At 62.0% G+C, this 25,518-nt stretch carries 18 protein-coding genes; 10 read left to right on the top strand and 8 right to left on the bottom strand.

The features are described from left to right. The first annotated feature begins 66 nt into the window (after positions 1-66). From ABD827_RS11060 to ABD827_RS11040, 5 genes are all read left to right on the top strand, one after another. Positions 67-633, top strand: coding sequence for an acyl-CoA thioesterase (locus ABD827_RS11060; protein WP_298720368.1), 567 nt, complete (start codon positions 67-69; stop codon positions 631-633). 12 nt (positions 634-645) lie between these two features. Continuing rightward, entirely contained in the window at positions 646-2,064 is a 1,419-nt protein-coding gene (locus ABD827_RS11055; protein WP_344964846.1) for an aminotransferase-like domain-containing protein, read from the top strand. Between the two features lie 178 nt (positions 2,065-2,242). Continuing rightward, positions 2,243-3,634, top strand: coding sequence for a cytochrome c oxidase accessory protein CcoG (gene ccoG, locus ABD827_RS11050; protein WP_344964845.1), 1,392 nt, complete (start codon positions 2,243-2,245; stop codon positions 3,632-3,634). A gap of 239 nt (positions 3,635-3,873) precedes the next feature. Then, on the top strand, positions 3,874-4,191 hold the full coding sequence (locus tag ABD827_RS11045) for a DUF4144 family protein (RefSeq protein WP_344964844.1): 318 nt from the start codon (positions 3,874-3,876) through the stop codon (positions 4,189-4,191). Between the two features lie 148 nt (positions 4,192-4,339). Then, on the top strand, positions 4,340-4,741 hold the full coding sequence (locus tag ABD827_RS11040; RefSeq protein WP_344964843.1) for a septal ring lytic transglycosylase RlpA family protein: 402 nt from the start codon (positions 4,340-4,342) through the stop codon (positions 4,739-4,741). Here the strand turns inward: ABD827_RS11040 and ABD827_RS11035 are convergent. Genes ABD827_RS11035 through cobT form a run of 3 tightly spaced genes read right to left on the bottom strand, consistent with a single transcriptional unit; the run spans position 4,689 to position 7,210 of the window. Next, entirely contained in the window at positions 4,689-5,273 is a 585-nt protein-coding gene (locus tag ABD827_RS11035) for a histidine phosphatase family protein (protein WP_344964842.1), read from the bottom strand. The genes ABD827_RS11040 and ABD827_RS11035 overlap by 53 nt on opposite strands. A gap of 9 nt (positions 5,274-5,282) precedes the next feature. Then, a complete protein-coding gene (gene cobS / locus ABD827_RS11030; protein ID WP_344964841.1) occupies positions 5,283-6,137 on the bottom strand; it encodes an adenosylcobinamide-GDP ribazoletransferase in 855 nt (284 codons plus the stop codon). Beyond that, positions 6,134-7,210 carry a nicotinate-nucleotide--dimethylbenzimidazole phosphoribosyltransferase gene (cobT, locus tag ABD827_RS11025; protein WP_344964840.1) on the bottom strand — a complete coding sequence of 359 codons (1,077 nt, stop codon included), beginning with the start codon at positions 7,208-7,210 and terminating at the stop codon, positions 6,134-6,136. The genes cobS and cobT overlap by 4 nt, the downstream gene beginning before the upstream one ends. A gap of 101 nt (positions 7,211-7,311) precedes the next feature. Between cobT and ABD827_RS11020 the strand changes: the two genes are divergently transcribed. Next, positions 7,312-8,376, top strand: coding sequence for a metal-dependent hydrolase (locus tag ABD827_RS11020; protein ID WP_344964839.1), 1,065 nt, complete (start codon positions 7,312-7,314; stop codon positions 8,374-8,376). Here the strand turns inward: ABD827_RS11020 and ABD827_RS11015 are convergent. The 4 genes from ABD827_RS11015 to ABD827_RS11000 form a co-directional block, all read right to left on the bottom strand. After that, a complete protein-coding gene (locus ABD827_RS11015; protein ID WP_344964838.1) occupies positions 8,270-11,461 on the bottom strand; it encodes a transglycosylase domain-containing protein in 3,192 nt (1,063 codons plus the stop codon). The two genes, ABD827_RS11020 and ABD827_RS11015, sit on opposite strands and share 107 nt — an antisense overlap. 127 nt (positions 11,462-11,588) lie before the next feature. Beyond that, positions 11,589-13,412: an ABC transporter ATP-binding protein gene (locus ABD827_RS11010; protein WP_344964837.1), complete on the bottom strand. Its 1,824-nt coding sequence runs from the start codon at positions 13,410-13,412 to the stop codon at positions 11,589-11,591. Then, positions 13,402-15,135, bottom strand: a complete 1,734-nt coding sequence (locus ABD827_RS11005; protein ID WP_344964836.1) for an ABC transporter transmembrane domain-containing protein — start codon at positions 15,133-15,135, stop codon at positions 13,402-13,404. The genes ABD827_RS11010 and ABD827_RS11005 overlap by 11 nt, the downstream gene beginning before the upstream one ends. 337 nt (positions 15,136-15,472) lie before the next feature. Continuing rightward, positions 15,473-16,192, bottom strand: a complete 720-nt coding sequence (locus ABD827_RS11000; RefSeq protein WP_344964835.1) for a DUF1499 domain-containing protein — start codon at positions 16,190-16,192, stop codon at positions 15,473-15,475. A 73-nt stretch (positions 16,193-16,265) separates the two neighbouring features. Here ABD827_RS11000 and ABD827_RS10995 point away from each other — a divergent pair, with 73 nt between their 5' ends. Beyond that, complete coding sequence (locus tag ABD827_RS10995) at positions 16,266-16,832, top strand: peptide-methionine (S)-S-oxide reductase MsrA (RefSeq protein WP_344964834.1); 567 nt, start codon at positions 16,266-16,268, stop codon at positions 16,830-16,832. Here the strand turns inward: ABD827_RS10995 and mobB are convergent. Further along, complete coding sequence (gene mobB / locus ABD827_RS10990; protein ID WP_344964833.1) at positions 16,783-17,328, bottom strand: molybdopterin-guanine dinucleotide biosynthesis protein B; 546 nt, start codon at positions 17,326-17,328, stop codon at positions 16,783-16,785. The genes ABD827_RS10995 and mobB overlap by 50 nt on opposite strands. Positions 17,329-17,414: 86 nt before the next feature. On the opposite strand from mobB, the gene tamA reads away from it, so the two are divergent. From tamA to ABD827_RS10975, 3 genes are all read left to right on the top strand, one after another. After that, positions 17,415-19,130 (top strand): autotransporter assembly complex protein TamA, encoded by a 1,716-nt coding sequence (gene tamA, locus ABD827_RS10985; RefSeq protein WP_344964832.1) that lies wholly within the window; start codon positions 17,415-17,417, stop codon positions 19,128-19,130. After that, positions 19,127-22,810: an autotransporter assembly complex protein TamB gene (gene tamB, locus ABD827_RS10980; protein ID WP_344964831.1), complete on the top strand. Its 3,684-nt coding sequence runs from the start codon at positions 19,127-19,129 to the stop codon at positions 22,808-22,810. The genes tamA and tamB overlap by 4 nt, the downstream gene beginning before the upstream one ends. Before the next feature lie 659 nt (positions 22,811-23,469). Further along, positions 23,470-25,287 carry a PglL family O-oligosaccharyltransferase gene (locus tag ABD827_RS10975; RefSeq protein WP_344964830.1) on the top strand — a complete coding sequence of 606 codons (1,818 nt, stop codon included), beginning with the start codon at positions 23,470-23,472 and terminating at the stop codon, positions 25,285-25,287. Positions 25,288-25,518: the final 231 nt, after the last annotated feature.

The following is a 25,518-nucleotide window of genomic DNA, read 5'->3' as shown; positions in this document are numbered from 1 at the left end:
CATCCGGCCCGCTGCCGGGAAGATAACAAACAGTCTATTCAGTAAAGCTAATTTTCAGGTGAAGTAATGAGCGAAGTGGTTTTCAGAACGGTTAAATCGTCGCAGGTGATCCTCAAGGAACTGATGGTGCCTTCTTATGCCAATTTCGGCGGCAAGGTGCACGGTGGCATCATTTTGTCGTTAATGGACAAAATCGCCTATACCTGCGCAGCCACTCATGCTCAGGGCTATTGTGTCACCGCCTCGGTCGACTCGGTGGACTTCGTCAACCCGGTGGAAGTGGGCGAGCTGCTTACCCTGTATGCGTCGGTCAACTACGTGGGTAAGAGCTCGATGGAAGTGGGCATCAAGGTGGTGTCGGAAGACTTCAAACAAGGCATCGTCAAGCACACCAATACCTCCTACTTCACCATGGTGGCGCTGGATGAAGAAACCCGCAAGCCCACCCCGGTGGCCGGTTTGCAGCTGGAAGACGAAGAAGAAATGCGCCGGTTCGTGATGGGCAAACTGCGCAAGAAACTGCGCCGCGCGCACCAGAAGGAAATTAACGATATTCGCCAGGCGCTGGACCAGGATTTGAGCCAGGCGATGACCGAACTGGAAGGTGAAAACTGCTTGCTGCCCCGGGGTTAAGCGTTTGCCGTTATGACCCGATACGAGCAGCTGGCCCAACAGCTGCGTGAGCAGATCCGTACCGGGGTCTGGCAAGAGGGCGACAAGTTGCCCTCGCTGCGCGAAACGGTACGGCGTTCGGGACTGAGCCTGATGACGGTGCTCAGTGCCTATCAACTGCTTGAAAGCCAGGGCTGGGTGCGCTCCCGTCCCCAGTCCGGCTATTTTGTCGCCCCCGCCCGGGAGGCGACCCGATATTCCTTCCCGCAACAGCCGCTGCAGCCGGCAGAAACGGTAGACATCAACGCCTTTATCTTCAGCGTGTTGCAGGCCGGTAACAATCCCGACTGCGTGGCGCTGGGCTCTGCCTTTCCCGATCCGTCGCTGTTTCCCCAGCATCAGTTGTCCCGCGCTCTGATCCGGGTGGCCCGCCAGATGCACGCCGACGTTACCGGCGTGACGCTGCCGCCGGGCTGTGCCGATTTACGCCGCAGCATCGCCCAGCGTTATGCCGCCCGGGGCATGGAGATTTCGCCCGACGAAATCGTGATCACCTCGGGCGCACTGGAGGCGCTCAACCTCAGCCTGCAGGCCCTGACCCAACCCGGCGACTGGGTGGTGGTGGAATCACCGGCGTTTTACGGTGCCCTGCAGGCGATAGAGCGGCATCATCTCAAGGCGGTGGCGGTGGCCACGGACCCGCAGCAGGGCATGGATCTGGATGCGCTGGCTCAGGCGTTGCAGCAGTATCCGGTCAAGGCCTGCTGGCTGATGAGCCATTGCCAGAACCCCTTGGGCGGCACCATGCCGAATGCCAACAAGCAGCGGCTGCTGGCGCTGCTGGCCGAGCACCAGATCAGCCTGATTGAAGACGACGTTTACGGCGAGCTGTATGCGGGGCTGACGCCACCCCGACCGGCCAAGGCCTGGGACACGCAAGGGCGGGTGCTGCATTGTGGTTCCTTTTCCAAGACGCTGGCCACCGGCTTTCGCATCGGCTGGGTGGCGGCGGGGCAGCAGGCCGAGGCCATTCAGCGGCTGCAGCTGATGAGCACGCTGTCGACCAGTGCGCCCATGCAGCTGGCGCTGGCCGATTACCTGTCTTCGCACCGTTACGACAAGCACCTGCATACCCTGCGCCGCACCCTGGAACAGCGCAAACACATTTTTTACCGGGCCATCCAGCGGGAGTTTCCCGCCTCAATACGAGTGTATTACGCCGAAGGCAGCTACTTTCTGTGGCTGGAATTGCCGCCGCATTGCTGTGCCACCCGTTTGTACCGGCGAGCGCTCAAGGCGGGCATCACCATAGCACCGGGGCGCATGTTTGCCGCCGGCGAGCAGTACCGGCACTGCTTTCGGCTCAATGCCTCGCTGCCCTGGAATGCCCGCAGCGAAGCGGCCATCAAGCAGTTGGCGGCCTTGATTGCCGAGCAACTTGCCTTGCGCTGACCGGCTGGCAGCGACGGCACTGTTATAGTGTTTGGCGCAATAAATCACACTGTTATAGTCGAATTCATCACAACTGTTTATGTTGCCGCCTGGACGGCCATGCTCTACTGCGCGGGTCGTCGCAGGGGGTACCGGCCGGTACGCGCCTGCCTTTGTCATAACCAGCAGTGTGAGCCTTATGGAAAACCCTTCTTCCCGGATTGACGTTGTTAATATTTGTACCGAGCCCAGACCCATCGATCAGGGTCATGTCTATGTGCGTGCCCAGTCGGGTCGCTGGCAGCGGCTGCGCCGGCTGATTGGCTGGGGCCTGATGCTGTTGTTTCTGGTGGGGCCCTGGCTGCGCTGGAACGGCCAACAGGCACTGCTGCTGGATTTGGAGCAGCAGCGTTTTCATCTGTTCGGGATCACCATCTGGCCGCAGGATCTGACCCTGCTGGCGCTGTTTCTGATGGTGGCCGCCTTTGGCCTCTTCTTCATTACCGCCTTTCTGGGGCGGGTCTGGTGCGGTTATCTCTGCCCGCAAACGGTGTGGACCTTCTGGTTTATCTGGATAGAAGAAAAGCTGGAAGGCAGCGCCAACAAGCGCCGTCAGCTGAACAAGGCGCCCTGGAGCCTGAACAAGCTGGTGCGCAAGGGCGGCAAGCACCTGCTGTGGTGGCTGGCCTCGCTGTTGAGCGGCTTTACCTTTATCGCCTATTTTATACCGGCCACCGAGCTGGGGGCCGGCCTGCTGCAGTGGTCTGCCGGGGCATTGCCGACCTTTTGGGTGGCCTTCTTCGCCCTTTGTACCTACCTCAACGCGGGCTGGATGCGGGCTATCATGTGTACTCACATGTGCCCTTATTCCCGTTTTCAGTCGGCGATGTTCGACCGGGATACCTACAGCATCGCTTACGACGCCACCCGGGGTGAACGTCGCGGGCCGCGCTCGCGCAAGGCCGATGTGGCCAGCCTGAAACTGGGCGATTGCATCGACTGCAAGCTGTGTGTGCAGGTGTGCCCCACCGGCATCGATATTCGCGATGGTCTGCAGTACGAGTGCATCAACTGCGGCGCCTGTGCCGATGCCTGCGACCAGACCATGAACCAGATGGGCTACGCCCCCGGCCTGATCCGCTATGCCAGCGAAAGCCAATTGGCCGGCGGCAAAACCCGGCTCTGGCGGCCCAAGCTGGTGGGCTATGGCGCCATGTTGTTGTTGATGCTGGCGACACTGGTCTATGCCGCCGCCACCCGGGTGCCGATGGCACTGGATGTGCAGCGGGATCGCAATCAGCTGTTTCGGGAAACCCCGGAAGGCTGGGTGGAAAACACCTATACCTTAAAGCTGTCGAACCGGACCCAGCAGCCTCAACAATATCGGGTACGGGTGGAAGGGCTGGACGGGGCCACCTGGCGAGGAGCAGACCAGGTGTGGGTACCGGCAGGAGAGAGCGTCAACCTGCCCATCAGCCTGGCCATGGATCCGTACCTGTTGCCCGGCAGCCTACATCCGCTGCGCTTCGTGGCCGGCCATGACGAGACGGCAGTGAGCGCCGAGAGTCAGTTCTTCAGCGCGGGGCGGTAAGGGATAACCCCGTCACTCCCGAGACTTAATCCCGTCACTCCCGCGAAGGCGGGAGTCCACCAGCCGACACGCTGAAATAACGGTATGATGTGATGGTTCAGCGTGTCACGGTCGCCGATACCAATCGTGAGCAGGCCTGTGCCACATGCCCTGGATTCCAGCCTTCGCGGGAATGACCTGCCAGGCATGCGGTGCGGCCAAGGCAAGATGCACTTATCATATTGAAAAAGGGAGTAAACATGATTCACTGGCCGGCCATTATCGAGTCTGGCGACGGGCACGATTATGCCTGGGTGGCGGGCCCGGAAGAGGTTGATGCGCAGCGACCCAGCCTCGGCGATCGGCTGTTCGACAGCCAGGGTTATGCGCACCTTCTGTCGCAGCAAACAGGCGGCGCCCTGTACTGGCAGCCTCTGCTGCGGTTAGTATCGCTGCCTGAGCTCAATGCCGGGCTTAAAGTCTATGCCGCCAGCCTGGGCGTCTGCTGCACCAGCAAACTGGTGGTGCGCACCCCGGCCGAGGCCATAGCACTGGTGGCCTGGCTGGAGCAGCAATAGAAAAGCGATAAGCCGTCAGCGTTAAGCTGTCAGTTAAAGATAAAAACAGTGCCTCCTTTTCTCCGTACAGAGTAGAGGAGGAAACTGCTAACGCCTCACCATTTACCCCTCACGGTTTTTAAAGACCGCTTTATATCAGAGATAAGCCATGACGTTTAATTTACGTTGCTTTGGGTGGCTGCCGCTACTGCTGCTGGTGCAGTCCTGCAGCAGCAATTTTTTGCCATCATCACCCGCTTCAACCCAGGCCACATCGGTTGCCGGAGTACAAGGCATGGCGTCCTATTACGGCGCCCGCCATCATGGGCGCAAAACCGCCAGCGGCGAACCCTTCAACCAGCATGCGCTGACCGCGGCCCATCGCACCCTGCCATTCGGCGCCCGGGTGCGGGTGACCAACCTCAACAACAAAAAATCGGTGGTCGTGCGCATCAACGACCGGGGACCCTACGCCAAGGGGCGCATCATCGACTTGTCTGCCCAGGCGGCGCGAGAGCTCAACATGATACGGGCGGGGGTGGTACCGGTGCGGGTAGAGCGGCTGGAATAGTCAGCACGCTCAATGCCCGGTAAGCCACGGGACGGGGCCAGTCGCCGGCTTGCGTGGGCACGCCCCGGCCTGCGGCCAACAGGCGGGCGGCGTTGATCCAGCCTGCATGACCCACCGCCAGCTGGGGTTGGTTCTCCAGGGTTGCCAGCCACCCTTCTACCCGGGCAAACAGCTGGTGCAGGTTTTCGCCGCCGCCGGGGGCATGGTCGGCAAACCGCTCACACCATGCATCAATCTCGGCCCTGGGAATCTGTTGCCAGGGGCGACCGTCCCAGTGACCGAAGTTCACTTCCGCCAGCGCCGGAGCCAGGTTACAGCGAAAGCCGCGTGCGGCCAGAATGGTGCCCACTCCCCGCGAGCGCTGTAGCGGGCTGACCCAGACCTCTTTTGGCAGCCGGTGACGCCGGGCGAAACCCTGTATCTGATTGGCCAGCCGGCGCAGCTTGCGTTGTTCCACCCCCACATCGGTCTGCCCCAGACAAAGACCGGCGGCATGCAGCGGTTTGGGGTGGCGCCAGATATAAAGCGTCATGGAGTGTCCTTACAACAGCGCGGCCAGGCCGGCGTAAATCGCGATTTCGCTTAGTTGCTGGGTGGCGCCCAGTCCATCGCCGGTGTAGCCGCCGAGGCGGCGCTTCATCAGCCGGCGCATGTAATCGGTGGCCACCAGGGCCATGGCCAGCGGCAGCAGCCAGTGCCACAGGGTCAGCTCGACGTCGGCCATCGGCAGCCAGAGCCACACCAACAGCAGCGACAATAATACCCAGCCGGCACCCATCAGGCCCTGCATCGGGGTCAGTTGCTGGGCCATGGGTTTGGCCTTGGCGTGTTCGATATCACCGCCATAGGGCAGCAAGGCGAGCAGGCTGATGCACATCAGGCGCGAGCCGCTGTGACCCACCACCAGGGCGGCCAGTGCCAGTGAAAGGGGCATGGCCGCCAGCAGGCTGACTTTCAACAACAGTGCCATCACCAGCCCCAGGGTGCCAAAGGTGCCCAGGCGCGAGTCTTTCATGATGGTCAGCGCCCGCTCTTTGGTGAGGCCGCCGCCCAGACCATCGCAGGTATCGGCCAGGCCGTCTTCGTGAAAGGCGCCGGTCAGCTTGATACCGAAGGCGGTGCTGGCCACGGCCGCCACCAGCGGGCTGAACAGCAGGCTGGCCAGCCAGAACATCCCGGCACAGAGCAGCCCTATCAGCAGGCCGACCGCCGGAAAATGACGGCTGCTCTGGTGCAGCCAGTCGGGTTGATAGTCGGCAAGTTGGGGCACCGGCAGCCGGGTAAGAAACTGGGTGGCCACCAGCAACAGCCGTCCTTCGTGGCGCAGTCGTCGGCTCAGAGGGTGGCCCGCCGGGGTAGCGCTTTGCTCATGGGCGTTATGCTGCGACAGGGTCATGGTGCCGCATCGCCATTGGAGGCACTGATACCGGCATCGGCGAAGCTGGCCATTTCATTGAGAAAGGCGCAGGCCGATTGCAACAGCGGGTAGGCGAGCACGGCGCCGCTGCCTTCGCCCAGGCGCATCTGCAGCTTGAGCAGCGGCTTGGCATCCAGCAGGCGCAGCAGATGATCATGGCCGGGCTCGGCGGAGTGATGGGCAAACACCGCATACTGGTGCACGCCCGGCGCCAGCTGATCGGCCACCAGCAGGGCGACCCCGGCGATAAAACCGTCCATCAGCAGAATGCGGCGCTGGCTGGCCGCCTTGATCAGGGCACCGACCATCATGGCGATTTCCAGTCCGCCCAGTGCCGCCAGGGCGGCCAGCGGCGTGGTGGCGGCATCATGACGCTGCAACACCTGCGCCAGTATCTGTTGCTTGTGACGCAAGCCGTCATCGTCCAGCCCGGTGCCCCGGCCGACACAGTCGGCAAGAGGAAGGTCACCCAGGCGGCTCAGCAGCAGGCTGGCGGCGGAGGTATTGCCAATGCCCATTTCTCCCACGATCAGCAGGTTGCCGGGCAGCTGTTCGACCAGTGCCATGCCCTGCTCAATCGCCTCCCGGCACTCGGCCTCGGTCATGGCCGGCTCGCTCAGGGCATCCCGGCTGCCCCGGCGCACCTTGCAATCAAGCAGCGCCGGATGATAGTCAAACTCCGCATCCACGCCTGCGTCCACCACCTGCAGGCCGAGGCCGTGCTGGCGGGCAAAGACGTTGATGGCGGCGCCGCCCTGCAGAAAGTTGTGCACCATCTGGGCGGTCACATCACTGGGGTAGGCCGAGGTGCCGTGGCGGGTCAGGCCATGATCGGCGGCAAACACGCGGATCTGCGGTTGGGTGATGACCGGATGCACACCGCCCTGGATCAGGCCCAACTGCAAGGCGAGGGTTTCGAGCCGACCCAGGGCGCCGAGGGGCTTGGTTTTGTGATCGATCACCTGGCGCAGCTGTCGGCCCAGTTTGGCGTTGGCCAGTGGGGGAATGACAGGCACGATAAGTGCGTCGGGTACAAAAGGATCCTGAGTCATAACGCTCGCCGGTAAAAGGTAAAGCTCGTATGCTATCAGACTATCCGCTCGACCGGGATTCCGGCGCTCAACCTTTTCAGCCAGCAAGGGGAACAGCTTAGATGGACTCACTTTCTCAACTGAGCCTGGGCGCCGCCGTCGGTGTGGCGGTCATGGGCAAGCGGACCGGGGTGGGCAAGGCGGCGCTGATCGGCGCCTTTTTCGGCACCCTGCCGGATCTGGATGTGTTGATCGACTACGGTGATCCCATCAGCAACATGACCTATCACCGCGGCGACAGCCATTCCCTGTTCTACCTCGGTCTGCTGTCGCCGCTGTTTGCCTGGCTGCTCTGTCGGTTGCCCGGCCAGCGAAGGCACTGGAGACGATGGACGCTGACACTCGCACTCATCCTCATCACCCATGTGCTGCTCGACAACATGACAGTGTACGGCACCCAGCTGGCGCGGCCGTTTACCGATTATCCGTTCGGTATCGGCAGCATCTTCATCATGGATCCGCTCTACACACTGCCGTTGCTGCTGGGACTGACGGTGGCCTTGTTCCGGCGTGGCAGCAGGGGGCTTTCGGCCAACCGCCTGGGGGTGGGGCTGAGCACCCTGTATTTGTGCTGGAGCCTGGTGGCCCAGTGGCAGGTGGGGCAAACGGCGGATCGGGTACTGGCAGAGCAGGGGATTGAGGTCGAGCGACGGCTGATCACGCCCACCGCCTTCAATACCCTGCTGTGGCGGGTACTGGTGATAACGCCGGATGGGTATCTTGAAGGCTTTATTTCGCTGCTGGATCGGGAGGAGCCGCAGTTTATTGGTCATCAGCAGGGGCGGGATCTGTACAAGAAGTGGCAGCAGCATCCCCAGGTGGCGCGTCTGGCCTGGTTCAGCAAGGGCTTTTTCAGGATGAGCGAGCGCCGGGGCCAGCTGTTGATAACCGATTTGCGCATGGGCCAGGAGCCCAGTTACACCTTCAGTTTTGTGGTGGCCGAGCGGGGGCCAACGCAGCAGTGGCAGGCGCTGAGTATTCCCCGTCAGCTCGGTGAGCGACCGCCGATGCGGCCGGCGTTCAACTGGCTGTGGCGGCGGGCGCTGGGGGAGCCGTTGCCGCCGCTGCACCGTTGGCTGGACGACTCGCATCATCATGCCGGGCCTGTGTCGGCTCCTGCTCGTTAAGCTCGGCGGCCTCGGCCAGTTGCGTGTGGCAGCCGCTTCGGCTGCCCGGTTGCAGGTAGGGGCGCAATATCGGCTCCATGCCCTTGAGCACCTGCACCGGCAGCGCCGAGGTAAAGTTGAATTGGTCCGATGCCTGCCCCGGTACGTAGGCGGTGAGGGTGCCGAAGTGGCGCTCGCCGAGAAAGAATACGAAGGTGGCGGTGCGGTTGCGGGCCAGAGATTTGATCACCTGACCGTAACGGGTGACGGTTTCGATACGGTTGTCGCCGGTGCCGGTTTTGCCACCCATTACCAGCGGGCTGCCGTCCGGCAGGGTAAAGCTGCCCTGCAGGCGGCGTGCGGTTCCGCTTTCCACCACCTGTGACAGGGCGTCGCGCAGCACCAGGGCCACTTCTTTGGCCATCACCCGCTGGGCTTGCTGTGGCTGGCGCGCCAGCCGGGTTTCATAGGGGGTGTCGACCGCAAACTGCAGCCTGTCCAGACGCCGGGTGGGCAGGCGTACGCCCTCATTCAGAATAATGCCCACCAGCTCCGCCAGGGCGGCGGGTTTGTCGCCCGAACTGCCGATGGCGGTGGCCAGTGACGGCACCAGATGATCGAACGGAAACCCCAGCCGCTGCCAGCGCTGATGAATATCGCTGAACGCCTCGACTTCCAGCATGGTACGGATGCGGCTGTCGCGGGCGCTGCGATGGCGGGTCTTGAACAGCCAGCCATACACCTGCTGGCGTTGCTCCTTGCTGGCGTCGGCGGCATCGGCAAAGCCGGCGTCGGGCATCTGCTGCAAATAGCCGAGCAGCCACAGCTCCAGCGGATGCACCCGGGCGAGGTAACCCTGATCCGGCAGACTATAGGCGCCGGGGCCATAACGGGTATACAGCTGGTTCAGGCGTTTGTCGCTCAGGCTTGTGGTGGGCAGCCGTTGTTGCAGAAAGGCGGCAAAGGCCCCGAGGCTTTCGTTCGGCAACAGATAGCGGTGCACCGCCGCCAGCCGCACCGGGGTAGGGCGCAGGCCATCGAAAAAGCTGTCCAGCCGTTGTTCGGGGGTCTTGTCCTGATATTTACGCCAGAAACGCAACAAAAACACCCGCCCTTCCCGGTCGGCGAAGCGACTCAGGTATTCCTGCCGACGGGGATCCCGGTCGTTTTTCAGTAGCTGAGCCCGATCTTCGTTCTGGTAAATGCTGTAACGCACCAGGTCGCGCATCAGTCGAATAAAGGGCAGGTTGATCGACTCGCGCAAGGCCTCAATCAGCATGGGCCTGCGGCCATTGTCCTCGCGGCGAAAGTTGTTGAAGGTATGCAGGCCGCCGCCGGTAAAAAACCGTTCCCCGGTGCCAGCGGAATAGCGCCGTTGCAGCGCGGCGGTCAGCATGGGCCGCAGGGCGTGATCCGGGTGGCGCAGCAGGTAGTCGATGGCCCAGCGGCTGAGCCGATCGTTTCGCTCGGGGGCCAGTTCGCGCAGTGCCCGGGGAGACAAGCCGGCGTAACGCTGGTGCAGCTCGGCGATCATTTCCAGATAGGTGGCCAGCACCCGCAACTTGGCGGTGGAGCCCAACTCCAGCTTGCTGCCTTCGTTGATATCAAACGGCTGCCGGGTGTTGTCGGTTTGTACCCGTACCTCAAAGCCTTCTGTGCCGCGTTCAAACAGGGTAAAGCTGTAACGTACCTCGGCGGTTTTTTCCGGTGACAACAGCCGTTTGCCATATAGGCCGATGGCGTCGGCCACTTCGGGCTGGGCCAGCCGGTGCAGGTAGTCGGTAACCTGTTGCTGCAAGCCGGCATTGAGGGTGGTACGGGCCGCCATGTCGAGTCTGTCCAGCTCATAGAACGACAGTCCCAGCAAGCCGGCCAGTCGGCCCCGGGTGACCAGCAGGGTTTTGCTGTTTTCGACATATTGTGTGACCGGTGCTTCGCCAAAATCGCGAAAGACGAGCCGCTGCGCCAATGCGGCGTCACGCAGTGCCGGGCTGATCAGGCCGGCCGCTGCCTGCAGTCGCAGGTAGCTGTCGGTCAGTTGCTGCAAATCGTCTCGCCCCGGATACAGGTAGTAGGAGGGGCGGCGCTGGGCAATCATCAGCGCCATCACCTGGCGCAGGGCCAGCCCTTGTTCGGCCAGCGATGCGGGGTTGCCGGGGCGGTTGCCCAGCAGGCGGTTAACCTCATCCAGTTCGGCGCCAAACCAGATCCAGAGACCGTCACCCAGGCCGTGAATTTCACCGTGACCGGGGGCGGCAGCCAGCGGCACCGAGTTGAGGTAGGCCAGGGCGATGTGCCGGCGGGCGGCCAGGGTCTCGGGCCCCTGTTGGTAGGCGCGTACGCTGGCGGAGAACATCTGGCGCAGTTTTTCGCCGGCCGAGGTGGTGCGCCCCCCCGGCGAGTGACGGTATTTTTCTATCTGGGTGGCCAGGGTGCTGCCGCCGGCCGAGTCATCCTGTATCTTCAGTGCCCGGCCCAGCTGTGACAACGCCGCCTTGGTAAAGCGTGGCCAGTCTACCGCCGGGTTGATGTGCGGTTGTGTCTGGCTGAGCAGTTCCCGGTTTTCGATAAACAGCAGGGTGCCGACCACCAGCGGCGCTATGCCGGCAAAGTCCGGGTAATGGCGTTGCGGATAGCGGTAGTCGTAGACCGGCTCGTCGCGGCAATCGCCGATAAAGAGCCCGGCCTGGGTTTTTTCCCGATAGGGTACAAACAGACTGTGATGGCTGTATTGTTGCAGTGCCGGTGAAAACTGCACCTGCTGTTCGATCACAAACTGTCGCTGCTGAAGCTGAGCGAGCAGCAGCGGCAGCCGGGTGTAGCCGAGTCGTTGATCGAAAGGGCCGTGATCGGGATAGCGAATGGCCGAGCTGGGACCGGGCTCGAGCCGGTAAGACAGGGTCTGGGCATAGCGGCTGATCTCGCGTGACTGCAGCCAGGAGGTTCGGGTTTCAAAGGCAATCAAGGCGGCGGAAGCCGTCAGTATCAGCAGCACCAGCAACCACAGCAGCAGGCGCCAGATGCGCCGACCGGCGCGGGGCGTCGCCGCCGGTGCAGGGTGATAAGCATCAAGATCAGTGTGTTCGACCGGGTGTTCAGCATCCATTCTCTCCCCCTTGGTGTCAGCCCTGACAATAGGGTTTTTATAGTAAAAGCGTAGTCTGACGACCTCGCTTCGGGGCGGGACAGGCCAATTATTTGTTGGACAAACAGGGCGTTGGGGGGAATAAACGTCAGTGCCGTTCGGCAAGCTCCACCTGACGGGCCTGTTGTTGCAGTCGATACATGGCGCGGTAACGCCCCTCGGGCTGGCTCATCAGCTGGCGATGAGTGCCGGACTCCATCAGCTCGCCGTGGGCCATCACCAGAATACGATCGGCCGCCTTGATGGTGGACAAACGGTGGGCCACCACGATCAGGGTGACCTTGCCGTGCAGGGCCTGTAGCGCCCGTTGCACCACCTGCTCGGTTTCGCTGTCGACGTTGGCGGTGGCTTCGTCCAGCAGCAGGATACGCGGCGCGGCGGCCAGGGCCCGGGCAATGACCAGTTGCTGGCGCTGCCCGGTAGAGAGGCGGCTGCCACGTTCGCCAAGCCGGGTGTCAAAGCCGTGCGCCAGGCCGTTAATGGTGTCCAGCAGGTGCGCCTGCCGGGCGGCGGTTTCAATTCGAGCACGGGGCAGCTGGCGGCCCATGTCGATGTTGTCATAAATGCTGCCCGCCAGAATAAAGGGCTCCTGCGGAATCAGCCCGATACCCTGGCGCAGCGCCTGCCGGCCATAACCACTCAGGGGCTGCCCGTCGATGGTGATCCGGCCGCCATCCACCGCATAGAAGTTGAGCAACAGGTTCAGCAGGGTACTCTTGCCGCTGCCGGTGTGACCCACCACGCCGATAAAGGCGCCGGCGGGAATTTCGAGGTTTAGTTGTGTGAATACCGGCTGATCGGGCCGGTAGCCGAAGTCGACTCCGTGAAAGGCAATGGCACCTCGGTCAATGGCGTTATGGCTGGTGCCGTAGTGTTGCTGCGGCTGCTGCATCAACTGATACACCCTATCTCCCGCCACCATGGCCTGTTGATAGAGGTTGAAGCGCTGGGTGATTTCGGCCAGCGGCTCGGTAAAGCGGCCCATGAAGTTGAGAAAGGCATAAAGCACGCCGACCTCCACCACACCATTAACCTGCTGCCAGCCAAACACCCGGAGAATGCCGAGCAGCACCAGTACGCTCAGCAGATCGATGGCGGGGCGCAGCAGCGCCGCCCCGATGTTGATGGTGCGCATGCGGGCCCGGTAGTAACGCCGGTTGAGGCGTTCGAAGCGCTCGGCGGCGTTGTGCTGCAGGCCACAGGCCTGCAATACCGCCATGCCGGAGATGGACTCGCCAAGCGTGCCATTGATGTCGGAGCGCAGCTGGCGGCTGTCGGCTACGGCGGCGCCGCTCAGCTTCTGGTACAGATAAATCACCCCGACCACGGTCGGGATCAGCAGCAGTGCCACCAGCATCAGCTGTACGTTCAATAACGCCATGGCCACAATAATGCCCACCAGCAGCACCACATTGGTCAGCACCACCGACAGAAACTGCACATAGAGATCCTTGATGGCCTCGGTGTCGTTGGTGATCCGGCTCACCAGCTGGCCGGTCATGGCCCGGTCGAAAAAGGCCATCGGCAGTTGCTGTACATGGGTAAAGATATGCTTGCGAATATCCAGCACCGCGGCCAGCGCCATGTCGGTAAAGCGCAGGGTCTGCCGGTAGCGAAGCCAGGCGGCGGCCAGCTGGGTGAGCACATAGCCGAGGGCCAGCCCGACCACCGGCCATACCGACAACTGCCCGGCCAGCAGATAGTCGTCGATAAATACCTTGGCCAGCAGCGGGCCCGCCACATCGGCGGCGGTGGCCAGCAGCAACAGCAGCAGGGTTTTTACCAGTAGCGGCTTGTCCCGGTAGACATAGGTCAGCAATAGGCCGAAGGTACCCTTGCCCTGTTTCTGGACATGTTCGGCCGAAGCAGGGTCGGTCGGGGAATGATGGCGGGGCGTGTCTTCAGTCGTCATCGAGGCGGGCCTCCAGTTGCTGATAGGTCCACATGCGGCTGTACCAGCCGTCCTGTTTAATCAGTTCGGCGTGAGGGCCCGACTGTTGCAGCCGACCATGCTGCAGCACCAGGGTGTTGTCCGCATGTTCCAGCGCCGACAGCCGGTGGCTGACGATGATGCAGCTCTGGCCCCGGCGGCGACGCAACTGCTGCAGTATGCGTTGTTCGGTATGCACGTCTACCGCCGACAAGGCGTCGTCCAGGATCAGGGTTGGGGCCTCACTGATCAGGGCCCGGGCGATGGCCAGTCGCTGGCGCTGACCGCCGGACAGGCTCATGCCTCGCTCGCCTACCTGGGCGTCATAACCGCCGGGCAAACGCAGTATGTCGTCATGCACACAAGCCTGGCGCGCCGCATCCATGATCTGTTCCCGGCTGGCATCGGGTCGGCCGAAGGCGATGTTGTCGGCAATGCCGGCGCTGAACAGAAAGGCGTCTTGCGGCACATAGGCAAACTGGCGGCGCAGGGCGTTTAGCCGGCACTCGGCCAGGGGCACATTCCCCAGGGTTATCTGTCCGCCGGTGGGCTCCCAGTAGCGCATCAGCAATTGCAACAGGGTGCTCTTTCCGGCGCCGGTGGGGCCGGCGATGCCCAGCACCCGACCCGGTGCCAGGGTCAGCGAGAGCTGTTGCAGCGCCGGTTGTTGACTGCCGGGGTAGCTGAAGTTCAGCGCCGCCACCCGAAGATCGGCCCCTTGTGGCTCGCGGGTGCCGTGGTCGGGTACGCTGTCGGGAACGGCCAGCAGGGTCTCGACCCGGATCAGGGCGGCGCTGCCGCGTTCGACGATATTGAGCAGCCAGCCAAAGGCGAACATCGGCCAGATCAGCTGGGCCAGGTACAGGGTAAAGCTGGTCAGTTGCCCCACGCTCAGCTGCTGGTGCCAGATAAGCCAGGCACCAAAACCCAGGGTCAGCAGCAGGGCGGCGGACATCGACAGAAAGACCACCGGCTCATAGAGGGCCTCGGCCCGGGCTACCTGATAGTTGCGTTCGGTGGCGGCCTCGGCAATGGCGCCAAACTGACGGCTTTCTATTGACTCCCGGCCCATGGACTTGACCAGCCGAATGCCGGCAATGGCTTCCTGCGCCTTGTCGTTGAGCACGGAAAACTGTTCCAGCGCGGCCCTGAAATGATGATGAATGCGGTTGGAAATACGGTAAAACGCCAGCCCCATCAGCGGAAAGGGCAGCAGGGCCACCAGTGCCAGCCGCCAGTCGATAAACCCGAACATGATGATCAGCACCAGCAGCAGGGTCAACAGACCGTCGAAGCCGGACAGTACCCCTTCACCGGCGGCGATTTCGATGGCGTCGATGTCGTTGGTGGCACGCGCCATCAGATCACCGGTATTGTGGCGGCTGTAAAAGGCCTGACCCTGGCGAGTGAGCCGCTCGAAGAAACGACGGCGCAACAGGTTACCCAGCCGGTAAGAGGTGCCGAACAGCAGGCGGCGCCAGCCCAGACGCAGGCCATACACGACAAGGCCCAGCGCCAGGATCAACAGCAGCAGGCGGCCATCGGCTTCACCGTCGGGCGAGGCGACCAGCTGATCGACGGTGAGGCCGATCAGATAGGGAATGGTCATGTTCATCCCCGTCACGGTGGCCAGCATGAGCAGTGCCAGGCTGTAGGTACGCCAGTGAGCCTTGAAGAACCAGGCCAGTTGCCCGAATAGTTGCATGCTTGATCCCGAAACTCATTTCAATCTGGTTAAAGAGGCGGTGTACGTAGGCCAAAGGGCCCGCTCCGCCGACTCGCTATAGATACCTCCTTGTACGCTCTCCGTTTCATCCCTGAAACGGAAGGTCGGCTGAGCAGATCCCTTTGCCCTACCCAAGCACCCAAGTCATCTGGCGGCTCCTCTAACCGACGACTCGGGCTCAGTGAAAGAGGCCACGGTGTTACCTCAGCCGGCCGTCACATGACAGGGATGTCATGTGCTGAGCGTCACATGGATGTGCTTGAAGCGTGTCGGGGGAGGTAACACCGTTGCCTCTGTTGCCCCATACCTCAAGTTATCACTCCAGATCGGCCAGAAAGGCGCGGATCCGTTCGGCGTTGGCGCCCAGATCGCTTTTGCCGACCCGGGAGGCGGAGCGCATGTCGACTTTTGTATGGACGTCGGTATGGACGTCGGTATGAATGCCGGATTCGGTATCGACGGGGGTCAGGCGGATGGCCACGTCGTCGCGAAAGCCGAACAGGCGGCTGCTGACCACGGCTTCCAGCAGCCGTTCATTATCGGCGGTCGTGTCGGCGGTCAGAGCCCAGCCCCGCTGTACGATCAAACCCCGTGCCTGGCGGTGAACCTGCTCGGGCGGGTAGGGCAGCAGCAGCGGGCCCAGGGTCGGCCAGGTGGCGGCTTGCCGGCGGGCCAGCGCCTCGCCTTCATAATCGGTGGAGTGATCGGAGGCCGAGCGCAGACGGGCGGCGGCGGTCAGCGGCGGAGGTTCTGTGGTATCGGTGCTGATGTCGTGAATGGCGGGCAGGGTCAGGCCTCGCAGAACGAAGGGAAATACCAGCATCAACAGCAGCAGCGGGGGCAGGGCGGCCAGCCACTGCCGGTGCCACAGCGCCAGGGGCAGCAATAAGATGGCCAGCCCCAATGCCGCCACCAGCAGCATCAATCCCGGGGTGTAGGGCCACCAGTGCCAGCGGGTGCCGACGATGCCGAGCAGCGGCAGCAGTAAACAGCCCAGGGAACCCAGTAACCAACGGTAGGTAAAAAGTGTTTCCATATGGTTTCAATCGGTTAGCATACACATCGATTGACTATGGGTAAGCCCAGGCGGCTTGTAAAGGAGTAAGCGGGTGGTCAGACAAACCCTGATGATGCTGTTGTTGTTATTGGCGCTACCGGCCCAGGCCGCTCAGGCGGTGTTTGCCGGTGGCAGCTTCTGGGTGATGGAACGGTTGTTTGCGGAACAACCGGGGGTGCAAGCCACCGAAACGGGCTGGATGAACAGTGGCAGCCGTCATCTGCGCCGGCAGGTGGTGCGGGTGGAGTACGATCCCCAGACCCTGAGTTACGGCGAGCTGCTGACCCTGTACTGGGCGGCGGTGGATGCCGTTGACGGCGAGGGCCAGTTTTGCGATAGGGGGACCGAATTCAGTCCGGCGCTCTATGTACAAGGGGCGCTGCAGCAAAAGTGGGCCCAGCAAAGCCGGGCCAGACTGGCGCTGGCGGATAACCGGGAAATTCGGGTCAGAATACTGCCGGAAGGCACGTTCGAACCGGCGTCCGCCCGGCATCAGCAATACTATCAGCAGCATCCGCTGCTTTATGCGGGCTATCGGCGCATGTGCGGCTATCCGGCCGGCGAAGGTTTCACGCTGCAGGCATTGGCAGGCGGCCTGCTTGTTGCCACTGAACAATAGTGTCGGCGATGGCGGCGGCATCATTCAAATCCAGCAACGGCACCGGGGTGACAAGGCACGATACATCGCTGGCCACCGCCAGAATATGAGGGTCGTGCCGGCACAGCAGGGGTTTGCCACAGGCAGGCCTGTGCACCTCAAGCTTGGCGATGGGGGCTTCGCGAAAGCCTTCAACCAGTACCAGATCGAGCCGGTCGAGGCTGAGTCGCGAAAGAGATTCATTCAAATCAGGTTCTTCCGGCTTGGTATTTTCCCAGGTGAGAATGCTACGATGGGGCCCGGCCAGCAGGCACTGGCCGGCACCGGCATGACGCAGCTCGAAGCTGTCTTTGCCCGGTTGATCTTGTTCTACATCGTGATGAGTATGTTTGATGATGCCAATACGCAATTGGCGCCGGGTCAGCAGGCCGACCAGTTGTCGCAGCAGCGTGGTTTTTCCGCTGCCACTGAAACCGGCAACACCGAGCAGAGCACAGGCATGATGAGAAGGGGACATGAGGCATCCTGTAAGCGGTTGACAGGCACCCAGTTTGCCACGTCGAGCCGGTATAATACACAAACACAAAATAGACGGGTTGCGCCATGAGCAAAGGAATATGGGGAGTCTTGATCCTGCTGTTGCTCAGCCTGAATGTCAGGGCCGAGGACATCAGCCTTGAATTGAGCGGGCTGAAGGGCAAACTGAAAAGCAATACCCAGGTGTATCTGGATCAGCTGCCGGCCATCGACGCCGAGCAGCTGCCCCGCTTTCGCAACAACATCGAAACGGCGGTCATCAACAGCCTGCAATCGCTGGGCTACTACAATCCGACCATCGATATTATCGCCGATACGGACAAGCCGGAGCGGGTAGAGGTGCGGGTAACTGCCGGTGAGCCGGTGCGTATTCGCACCCTGGACTTGCTGTTGCAGGGCGACTCGGCCTCGGATCCGCAGTTTGAACAGCTGGTCGGCAACCTGTCACTGAAAGAAGGCGATGTCTTTCGTCACGACCGGTATGAAAAGGTCAAGGCGAGCCTGCTCAGTCTGGCGCTGACACGCGGCTACTTCGACGCCAACTATCAACGCAGTCAGGTACTGGTGTACCCCCAGGACAAAGCCGCCGATGTGGGCCTGACTTTCGACTCCGGCCCCCGTTACCGCTTTGGTGAACTGAGAGTGGACGCCGACCGGCCGGTCGATCGGATACTGACGCCACTGTTAACGCTGAGCCCCGGCGATCCTTATCAGGCCACCCGTCTGGCCGAGCTGAGTCGCAACCTTTCCGCTTCCGGTTATTTTCGCCAGGTCGAAGTGTTGCCGGTGGTGAGCGAGGCCGATGAAAACAACCGCATTCCGCTGGCGGTGCTGCTGCGGGCCAAGGCCGACAACGAAGTTGAAGTAGGCGCGGGTTTCTCGACCGATGAAGGCCCCAGAGTCTCGACCAGCTGGGACAAACCCTGGATCAACAGCCTGGGGCACAGCCTGAAAACCAGCCTCAAACTGTCGGCCCCCAAGCAGGACATCAGCGTCGTCTACAAGATCCCCCGTGGCGATCCGCTCAACAACTATTACACCATTCAGGGTGGCTATCAGCTGCTGGATCAGGACGACACCGAGAGTGATCGCCTGGTGGCCTCGGTACATCGCTGGGACAAGGATGCCAATGACTGGACCCGGGATGTGTTTATTCGCTCCGAATACGAAGCCTATACCCAGGGTCAGCAGCAGGACACCAGTTTTCTGTTGATCCCCGGCGTATCCTACAGCCGTACCCGATTACGTGGCGGGCTGGACCCGGTGTGGGGCGATGCCCAGCTGGCCACCCTGGAGTTGTCCGAACCCTGGTGGGGCTCGGACACCCGTTTTATTCGCCTGTGGGGACGCAGCAAGTGGTTGCGCACCGTTGCCGACAAGCAACGGCTGATCGCCCGGGCCGAGCAGGGCGCGGTGTGGGTCGAGGATGTACAGGATCTGCCGCCGTCGTTGCGTTTCTTTACCGGTGGTGACATGACGGTACGCGGCTTCGGTTATCAGGACATAGGTCCGATAGATGAAAACGGCGATCGGCTGGGGGCCCAGTATGCCACCGCCCTGAGTCTGGAATATGACTACAAGGTGGCGGAAAAATGGCGAGTGGCTACTTTCGTCGATACCGGTACCGCCACCAATGACTATACCGAAGACTGGAAGGTGGGCAGCGGCGTCGGGGTACGTTGGTTGACACCGGTGGGCGCGGTTCGCCTCGATCTGGCCTTTGGTGTGTCGGAAGAACATATCCCCATGCGGATACATTTTACCCTGGGGCCCGAACTATGAACCTGATGCGACTCTTCAGCGGCCTGGTGGTGGCCCTGTGTTTACTCTTGATGCTGTTGTTCAGCCTGCTGTTTACCCAGCTGGGCAATCAGTGGCTATGGGGACTGGCCAAGCAGCAGGTGCCGGGCCTTGAAGGCACCCTGGTGTCCGGCCAGCTCGGCCGGGGCTGGCAGTTTGACGAATTGCGCTATGAGCAGGACTCGCTGGCCTTTTCGGCCCGGCAGGTCACCATCGACTGGCAACTGGGCAAGCTGCTCGAACGCCGCTTCTGGCTGCGCCAGCTGGTAGCCGAAGACATCGATGTCACCATCAAAACACTGCCGCCGGCTAAAGAAGAGGCGCCGAGCGAGCCACTGGGGCAGATAACGCCGCCGCTGCGACTCGATCTGGATGACATTCGGGCCGATCGGGTGACCATTTCGCTGCCCGGCCAGACCATCGCCTGGCAAAGCCTGCAGCTGGCGGCCCACTGGGATGCCGATGCCATGGTGATCACCGGCCCGAATCTGGACGGCCTGACCCTGACGCGACTTCCTGCTGACGCTGCCGCTTCCACCGATGAAAAGCCCGCCACGGCCGCCAGAGAGCCGCTGATCTTGCCGGAGGTGGTGCTGCCGTTCCCGATCAGGCTGCAAGACGTCAACCTGACCAACAGCCGGCTGATTCAGGGAGAACAAACCCAGGTCTTGAAGGCGCTGGCGCTGAATGTGGAAGGGCAGAACAGCGAGCTGACCATAGTGACCGCTGAGCTCGACCATGCGCTGGCCACCGTTAGTCTCGACGGCAACATCACCCTGAGCGGAGATTATCCGCTGGCGCTGGCACTGAACGCCACCCTGCACCAGCCGCTGCTGGACGGACAACTGGCCGGCCAGACCCTGAATCTGGCCCTGTCGGACAGCGTGCAACAGCTCAAGGGCAAGCTGACCCTGGGCGGGGTGGTGGAAGCATTGGCCACCTTGCAACTGCAACCGCTGGATCCCGCACTGCCGTTCGATGTTGCGCTGAACTGGCAACAACTGGGCTGGCCGCTGAAAAAGCCCCAATGGCGACTGGAGCAGGGCAAGCTGACCCTGAACGGCAGGCTGGAAGACTATCAACTGACCCTGAATGCCGAAGGGCAGGGGCCGGAGCTGCCGCCGGTCGGTATCGCGCTGGCGGCGAAGGGGGATCTGCAAGGCGCCCGCCTGAGCCCGCTGACCCTGACGCTGCCCCGGGGCGAAGCGCAGGTAACCGGTGACCTGAGCTGGGCCGGGGGCATCGACTGGCAAGGATTGCTGGCGCTGAGCGAGGTCGATCCCGGCGCCTTTGTGGCCGGGCTGGATGGTCGCCTCAACGGCGAGCTGGACACCCGTTTCGTGCTGAATGGCAACAAGTGGGAGCTCAATGCCCGGCCCGATATTCAGGGCCAGCTGCGGGATTACCCGTTGCTGCTCAAGGGCGAGGTGGTGCTGGATCAGGCCTTGCAAGGCAACATCAACCAGTTGCAGTTGATCAACGGCAATAACCAGCTGACGGTGAATGGCCGTATCACCGACAGCTGGCAACTGGACGGGGTGCTGAAGGCGCCGGAGCTTGCCGTCTATGCACCCGGTCTGTTCGGTGATCTGGCCGGCGATATTCGCGTGCGGGGGGCGCTGGCCGCGCCGCAAATCGAGGCCGGCCTTCAGGGCGAGCGAGCCGGCTTCAACGATACCCAGGCGCGCAATATCAAGCTGCAGGCCAAGGCCACCCTGGGCGAGCAGATGAGCGGCGATATTCGGCTGAATATCGACCGCATTCAGGCCGGTGAGCTGACCTTCAATGAGCTGCTGCTTACCGCCGGTGGCGATGAGGCGGCGCACCGGCTCGAGCTGAAGGTAGCGGGTGAGCCGTTGGCGGCCGATGTGCGCCTCGACGGCAGCCTGAACAAGGACGGCTGGCGCGGCCGGCTGAGCCGGGCGGTGCTGGATACCCCGTTTGAACGCTGGGCCCTGCAGCAGGAAGTGGCCATGACATGGCGAGAGCAACGTTTTCGGGCCGATCCCCATTGCTGGGGCTCGGGCGAGGCGTCGCTGTGTTTCGACGCTCTCACCGCCAGCGCCGAAGAAGGCCAGGGCGGGGTAAATATTCGTGATCTGAATCTGGCCCGCCTGGAGCCGTTCTTTCCGCGAGATTTTGCCTGGGAGGCGATACTCGGGGGGCGGGTCGATCTGCGCTGGAAGGATGGCGAGCCCCGGCTGAATGCCAACATCAGCACCACGCCGGGCACCTTTGTCAGCGGTGATACCCGACTCGATTACCAGACCCTCTCACTCACCAGCGAGATGGCCGACAACCGGCTGCAGTCGTTGCTGGCCTTTCGCTCGACCCAACTGGGCCAACTGTCACTGGATGCCAATGTGGCGGATCTCAAGGGACGCCGTGCGCTCAGTGGCAACCTGAGTATTGAACAGCTCAAACTCGACTGGCTGGCGCCGCTGCTGCCGGAAGTGGCCCGCCTGCAGGGCACCCTGGCCGGCAGGGCGCGGCTGGACGGCACCCTGCAGGCCCCCTTGCTGTTTGGCGATATCAGCCTGACCGGCGGCGAGGTGGACACCTATTCCGACATGGTCAAGGTACGCGACTTCAGTACCCGGCTGGATATCAGGGGCACCAACGCCACCATCAACGGTCAGCTCCGGGTGGGCGACGGGCCGCTCAATATCAGCGGTGAGCTGGACTGGCGGCAGTTGCCGGTGAGCGGCGAGATTCGCCTCAAGGGCACCGAGCTGGAAGCCGGTTATCCGGGCATGGGGCGGGTGCGGGTCAGCCCGGATCTGCAAATCGCGTTGGGTGAGCAGGCCACGGTGCGGGGCGAGATCCTGATCCCCTGGGCTCGCATCGAGGTCAAGGAACTGCCCGAAAGCGCCGTGGCCCGGTCAAGTGATGTGGTGATTGTGCAGCCGTCGGGCATCGTGCCCGACAAGGCGCCCAGCCTGCCGCTGGATATTCGTATCAATGTGCGGCTGACAGAAGATGTACGGCTGGAGGCCTTTGGTCTGGACACCCGGCTGGAAGGCAAGCTGCGCATTGTGCAGCGGCCCATGCGTAGTTTGCGTGCCAACGGCGAGATCCGGCTGATTGACGGCAGGTTTCGCGCCTACGGCCAGAACCTGCTGATCCGGGATGGCAGCATTCTGTTCAGCGGTCCGCTGGATCAGCCCAATCTTCGGGTGGAGGCGATTCGCAATCCGTCCAGCATGTCCGACAGCAGCATTGTGGTAGGGGTGCGGGTATCGGGCAGCGCCACACAACCCACGCTTGAGGTGTTCTCGGATCCCGCCATGCCGCAGGTGGAGCAGCTGTCTTACCTGTTGCGCGGACGCGGCCTTGAAGGCGGCGGTGAAACCGACGGCAACGCCCTGGTGCAGTCGATGCTGCTGGGTGCCGGGGTCGGCAAAATCGGCGGTCTGGTCACCAACGTGGGCGAGGCGCTGGGGCTGCAGGACGTGTCGCTGGATACCGGCGGCAGCGGTGACAGCACCGAGGTGAATATCAGTGCCTATGTATTGCCGGGGCTGCAAATCGGCTATGGCGTCGGGGTCTTTTCGGCCATCGGCGAGCTGCGGCTGCGTTACGAGCTGTTGCCCCGGCTGTATTTGCAGGCGACCAGTGGTCTGAGTCAGGCGATCGATATCTTCTATCGCTTCGAGTTTTAGATAATGGTGCCCGGCAGGTTAAGCCTGACCCCTCACTCGTTACAGGTAATACCAATCTCAGTAATGATCTGGTCATATTAAGGCCTCAGATCAGAGGCAACACAGCCGCCTCCCTCGACACGCCATGGGCTAAGGCCATCTGCGTTTGGCGATGGCTGCAAACATTAACTGGATGTTTGGTCCATCACCAAACTTGATGCAGGCAGCAAGCTGCCCCATGGGGGCTCGGAAATGCCGTCTGACCGCCAGGGAAGGCGGGAATGCCGGAACGGCAGGAGCATTTTTCGGCCATGGCATTTCACGGTCGTGGGAGCCGTTCTCTGTTGCCTCTTCTGAAACACCGAGTTGTCTTCAGGCTGTGTTAACAGGCGACGCCGGAGCATCAAGGAGGGCAAAGGGATCTGCTCCACCGACCATCACATGACAGGACGTCATGTGCTGAGCGTCACAAGGAGGTGCTTGAGCGAGTCGGTGGAGCAGACCCTTTGTCCGACATTGATACAGAAATTAAATAGACCACTTGTTTAATGTGATCGGTATAACCGGCTTGCTGTGGCAGAATTTGCCGGGTCGGCACCGCGCCGCTCATGCTTTTTGGGTCGGCCTTGGGTACAGTAGGGCCTTGTAACCATGCCCGGCCTGCGAGAGTACGCCCCATTATGATGTCTTCGCCTTTGCTGCAACAGGAACGGCTGGCCAAAACCATGCTGGCCTGCATGGCGTTTTACGCCCTGCTGGCGATGCACCTTTATTTACCTCATCTGTTCGGCATTGGGCTGCAACTGCCTTTCAATGTGATCGGCTGGTTTTTTATCGGCCTGATGACCACCCTGGGGCTGTGGCACTGGCATCGCCGCCGGCTGCTGACCAGCCGTTTCTGGCTGGGGCTGGTGGTGGCGAGCAGCCTGCTGTGGCTGCCGTTCTTCTATAGCCATAACAATTCGGTGGCCGGGCATGCCCTGCCACGCATGCTGGGGTTGTGCGGCGGCCTGTTGTTTTATCTGGCGTTGCAGCAATGCCGCCTTAACGGCCGGGGCCGCCGCTACCTGCTGTATTGCCTGCTGGCGGCGGTGAGCGTGGAAATACTACTGGGGCTGGCCCAGTTTTTCGTGCTGGAGCCGGACAACTGGTTTGGCTATAACACCGAGGTGCGCTCGCCCTACGGTATTTTTCAGCACCGTAATGTGATGGCCAGTTTCTTGGCCACCGGCATGGTGCTGGCGTTGTATCTCTGGCTGAACGAAGCCAAGTCCCCCTGGCGCGGCTTTGTGCTGAAATCGGCGTGGTTTGCGGCGGTCTTGGGAGCCGGCGGCATGCTGGTGGTGCTGTTGCAATCCCGGGCCGGTCAGCTGGGCCTGCTGCTGGGGCTGTTGTTGTTGCAGCCGCTGATCTGGCAAACCCTGATCCAGACCCGCTCCAAACGTTTGCTGGCCAGCCTGCTGCTGATCCCGCTCGGTATCGTGCTGGGCGTGTTCGGGTTGGACGCCTTCGACATGAGCAAGCGCAGTCTGAGCATTTATACCCAGGCCGATGGCCGTTTCGATATCTATGCCCACGGCCTGCGTATGTGGCTGGACAAGCCCTGGTTCGGTTTTGGTTACGGCAGTTTCGAGTCGGCTTTTTACAGCAGCTATGCCGACTGGCGCGAGCTGACCCCGGGGGCGCCGCCGCTGTTTACCGAGATGGGCCACCCTCATAACGAGTTTCTGCTCTGGGCCATCGAAGGGGGCGTGGTGCCGTTGCTGGGACTGGTGCTGATGACCGGCCTGGTGTTGCAGTTGCTGTACCGGCTGCCCTTTGCCCGAAGCCTGGCCTGGATTGGCATCCTGGCTCCCATTTTCATTCACAGTCAGACCGAGTTTCCGTTTTATCATTCGCTGCCGCACTGGTTGATGATACTGGTGCTGCTTTATGTGATGGATGCGGAATACGGCCGGCGTCGGCTGTTGGCGGCACCGCCGGGCTGGAGCCGCTGGCCGGTGCGGGCCTGGGGCCTGGGGCTGATGTTGTTTATGGCCACCGGTCTTTATGCGGGCCAGCAGCTGACTCGTTACGAGAAGAATGAAGAGCGCACCGAGGCGCAATTACAGGCGGTGGTGAACCCCTTGATCTGGTATGACAGGGTGGCATTTTATCGCCATCACTGGCAGCTGAGCCGGGCCCTGCTGGCCGAAGACCGAGCACAGCTGCTGGATTATGTGAGCTGGGCCCGGCGTTTTCTGACCCACACGCCCCGGGCGGGGGTGTATTACAACGCCTATCTGGCGCTGGCCACGGCGGGGGAAGAAGACGAGGCGCAACAGCTGCTTAACGAAGCCCGGCGCCTCTATCCCAATGTGCAGCTGCTGCGCAGTCACCGCATTTTGCGGGCCCGGGAGCGCCTGGCCACGCTGGCACCGGGCAGCTCGGTGGCCGAGCTCAACAAGGTGGTGCCGCTGTACGATCACCTGCGTCCGGCCATCGGCGGGGCTTATTGATTAGCGGGGTGAAGGCTGCGGCCAAGCCTGCATTTGCCTTTATCGTCACCCTCGCGAAGGCGGGGGTCCAGTGTTTTGCAGGCTACTCGCAGTCTGACCGTTCTGCGTGACAGGCTCTGGATTCCCGCCTTCGCGCTGAGGGATCCCCAAAAAAATAGGCAGACATGGTAGATTTTCTCTTTTGTTAATCGCCAAAAAAACAAAGAGGATCCGCCATGCCTGCCGTTCGCA

Origin of the sequence: Oceanisphaera sediminis (genome assembly GCF_039539745.1) — a bacterium.
GTDB classification, from domain to species: Bacteria; Pseudomonadota; Gammaproteobacteria; order Enterobacterales; family Aeromonadaceae; genus Oceanimonas; species Oceanimonas sediminis.
The sequence above is the reverse complement of the archived record's forward strand: the minus strand, read 5'-3'. Positions and strand labels throughout refer to the sequence as shown.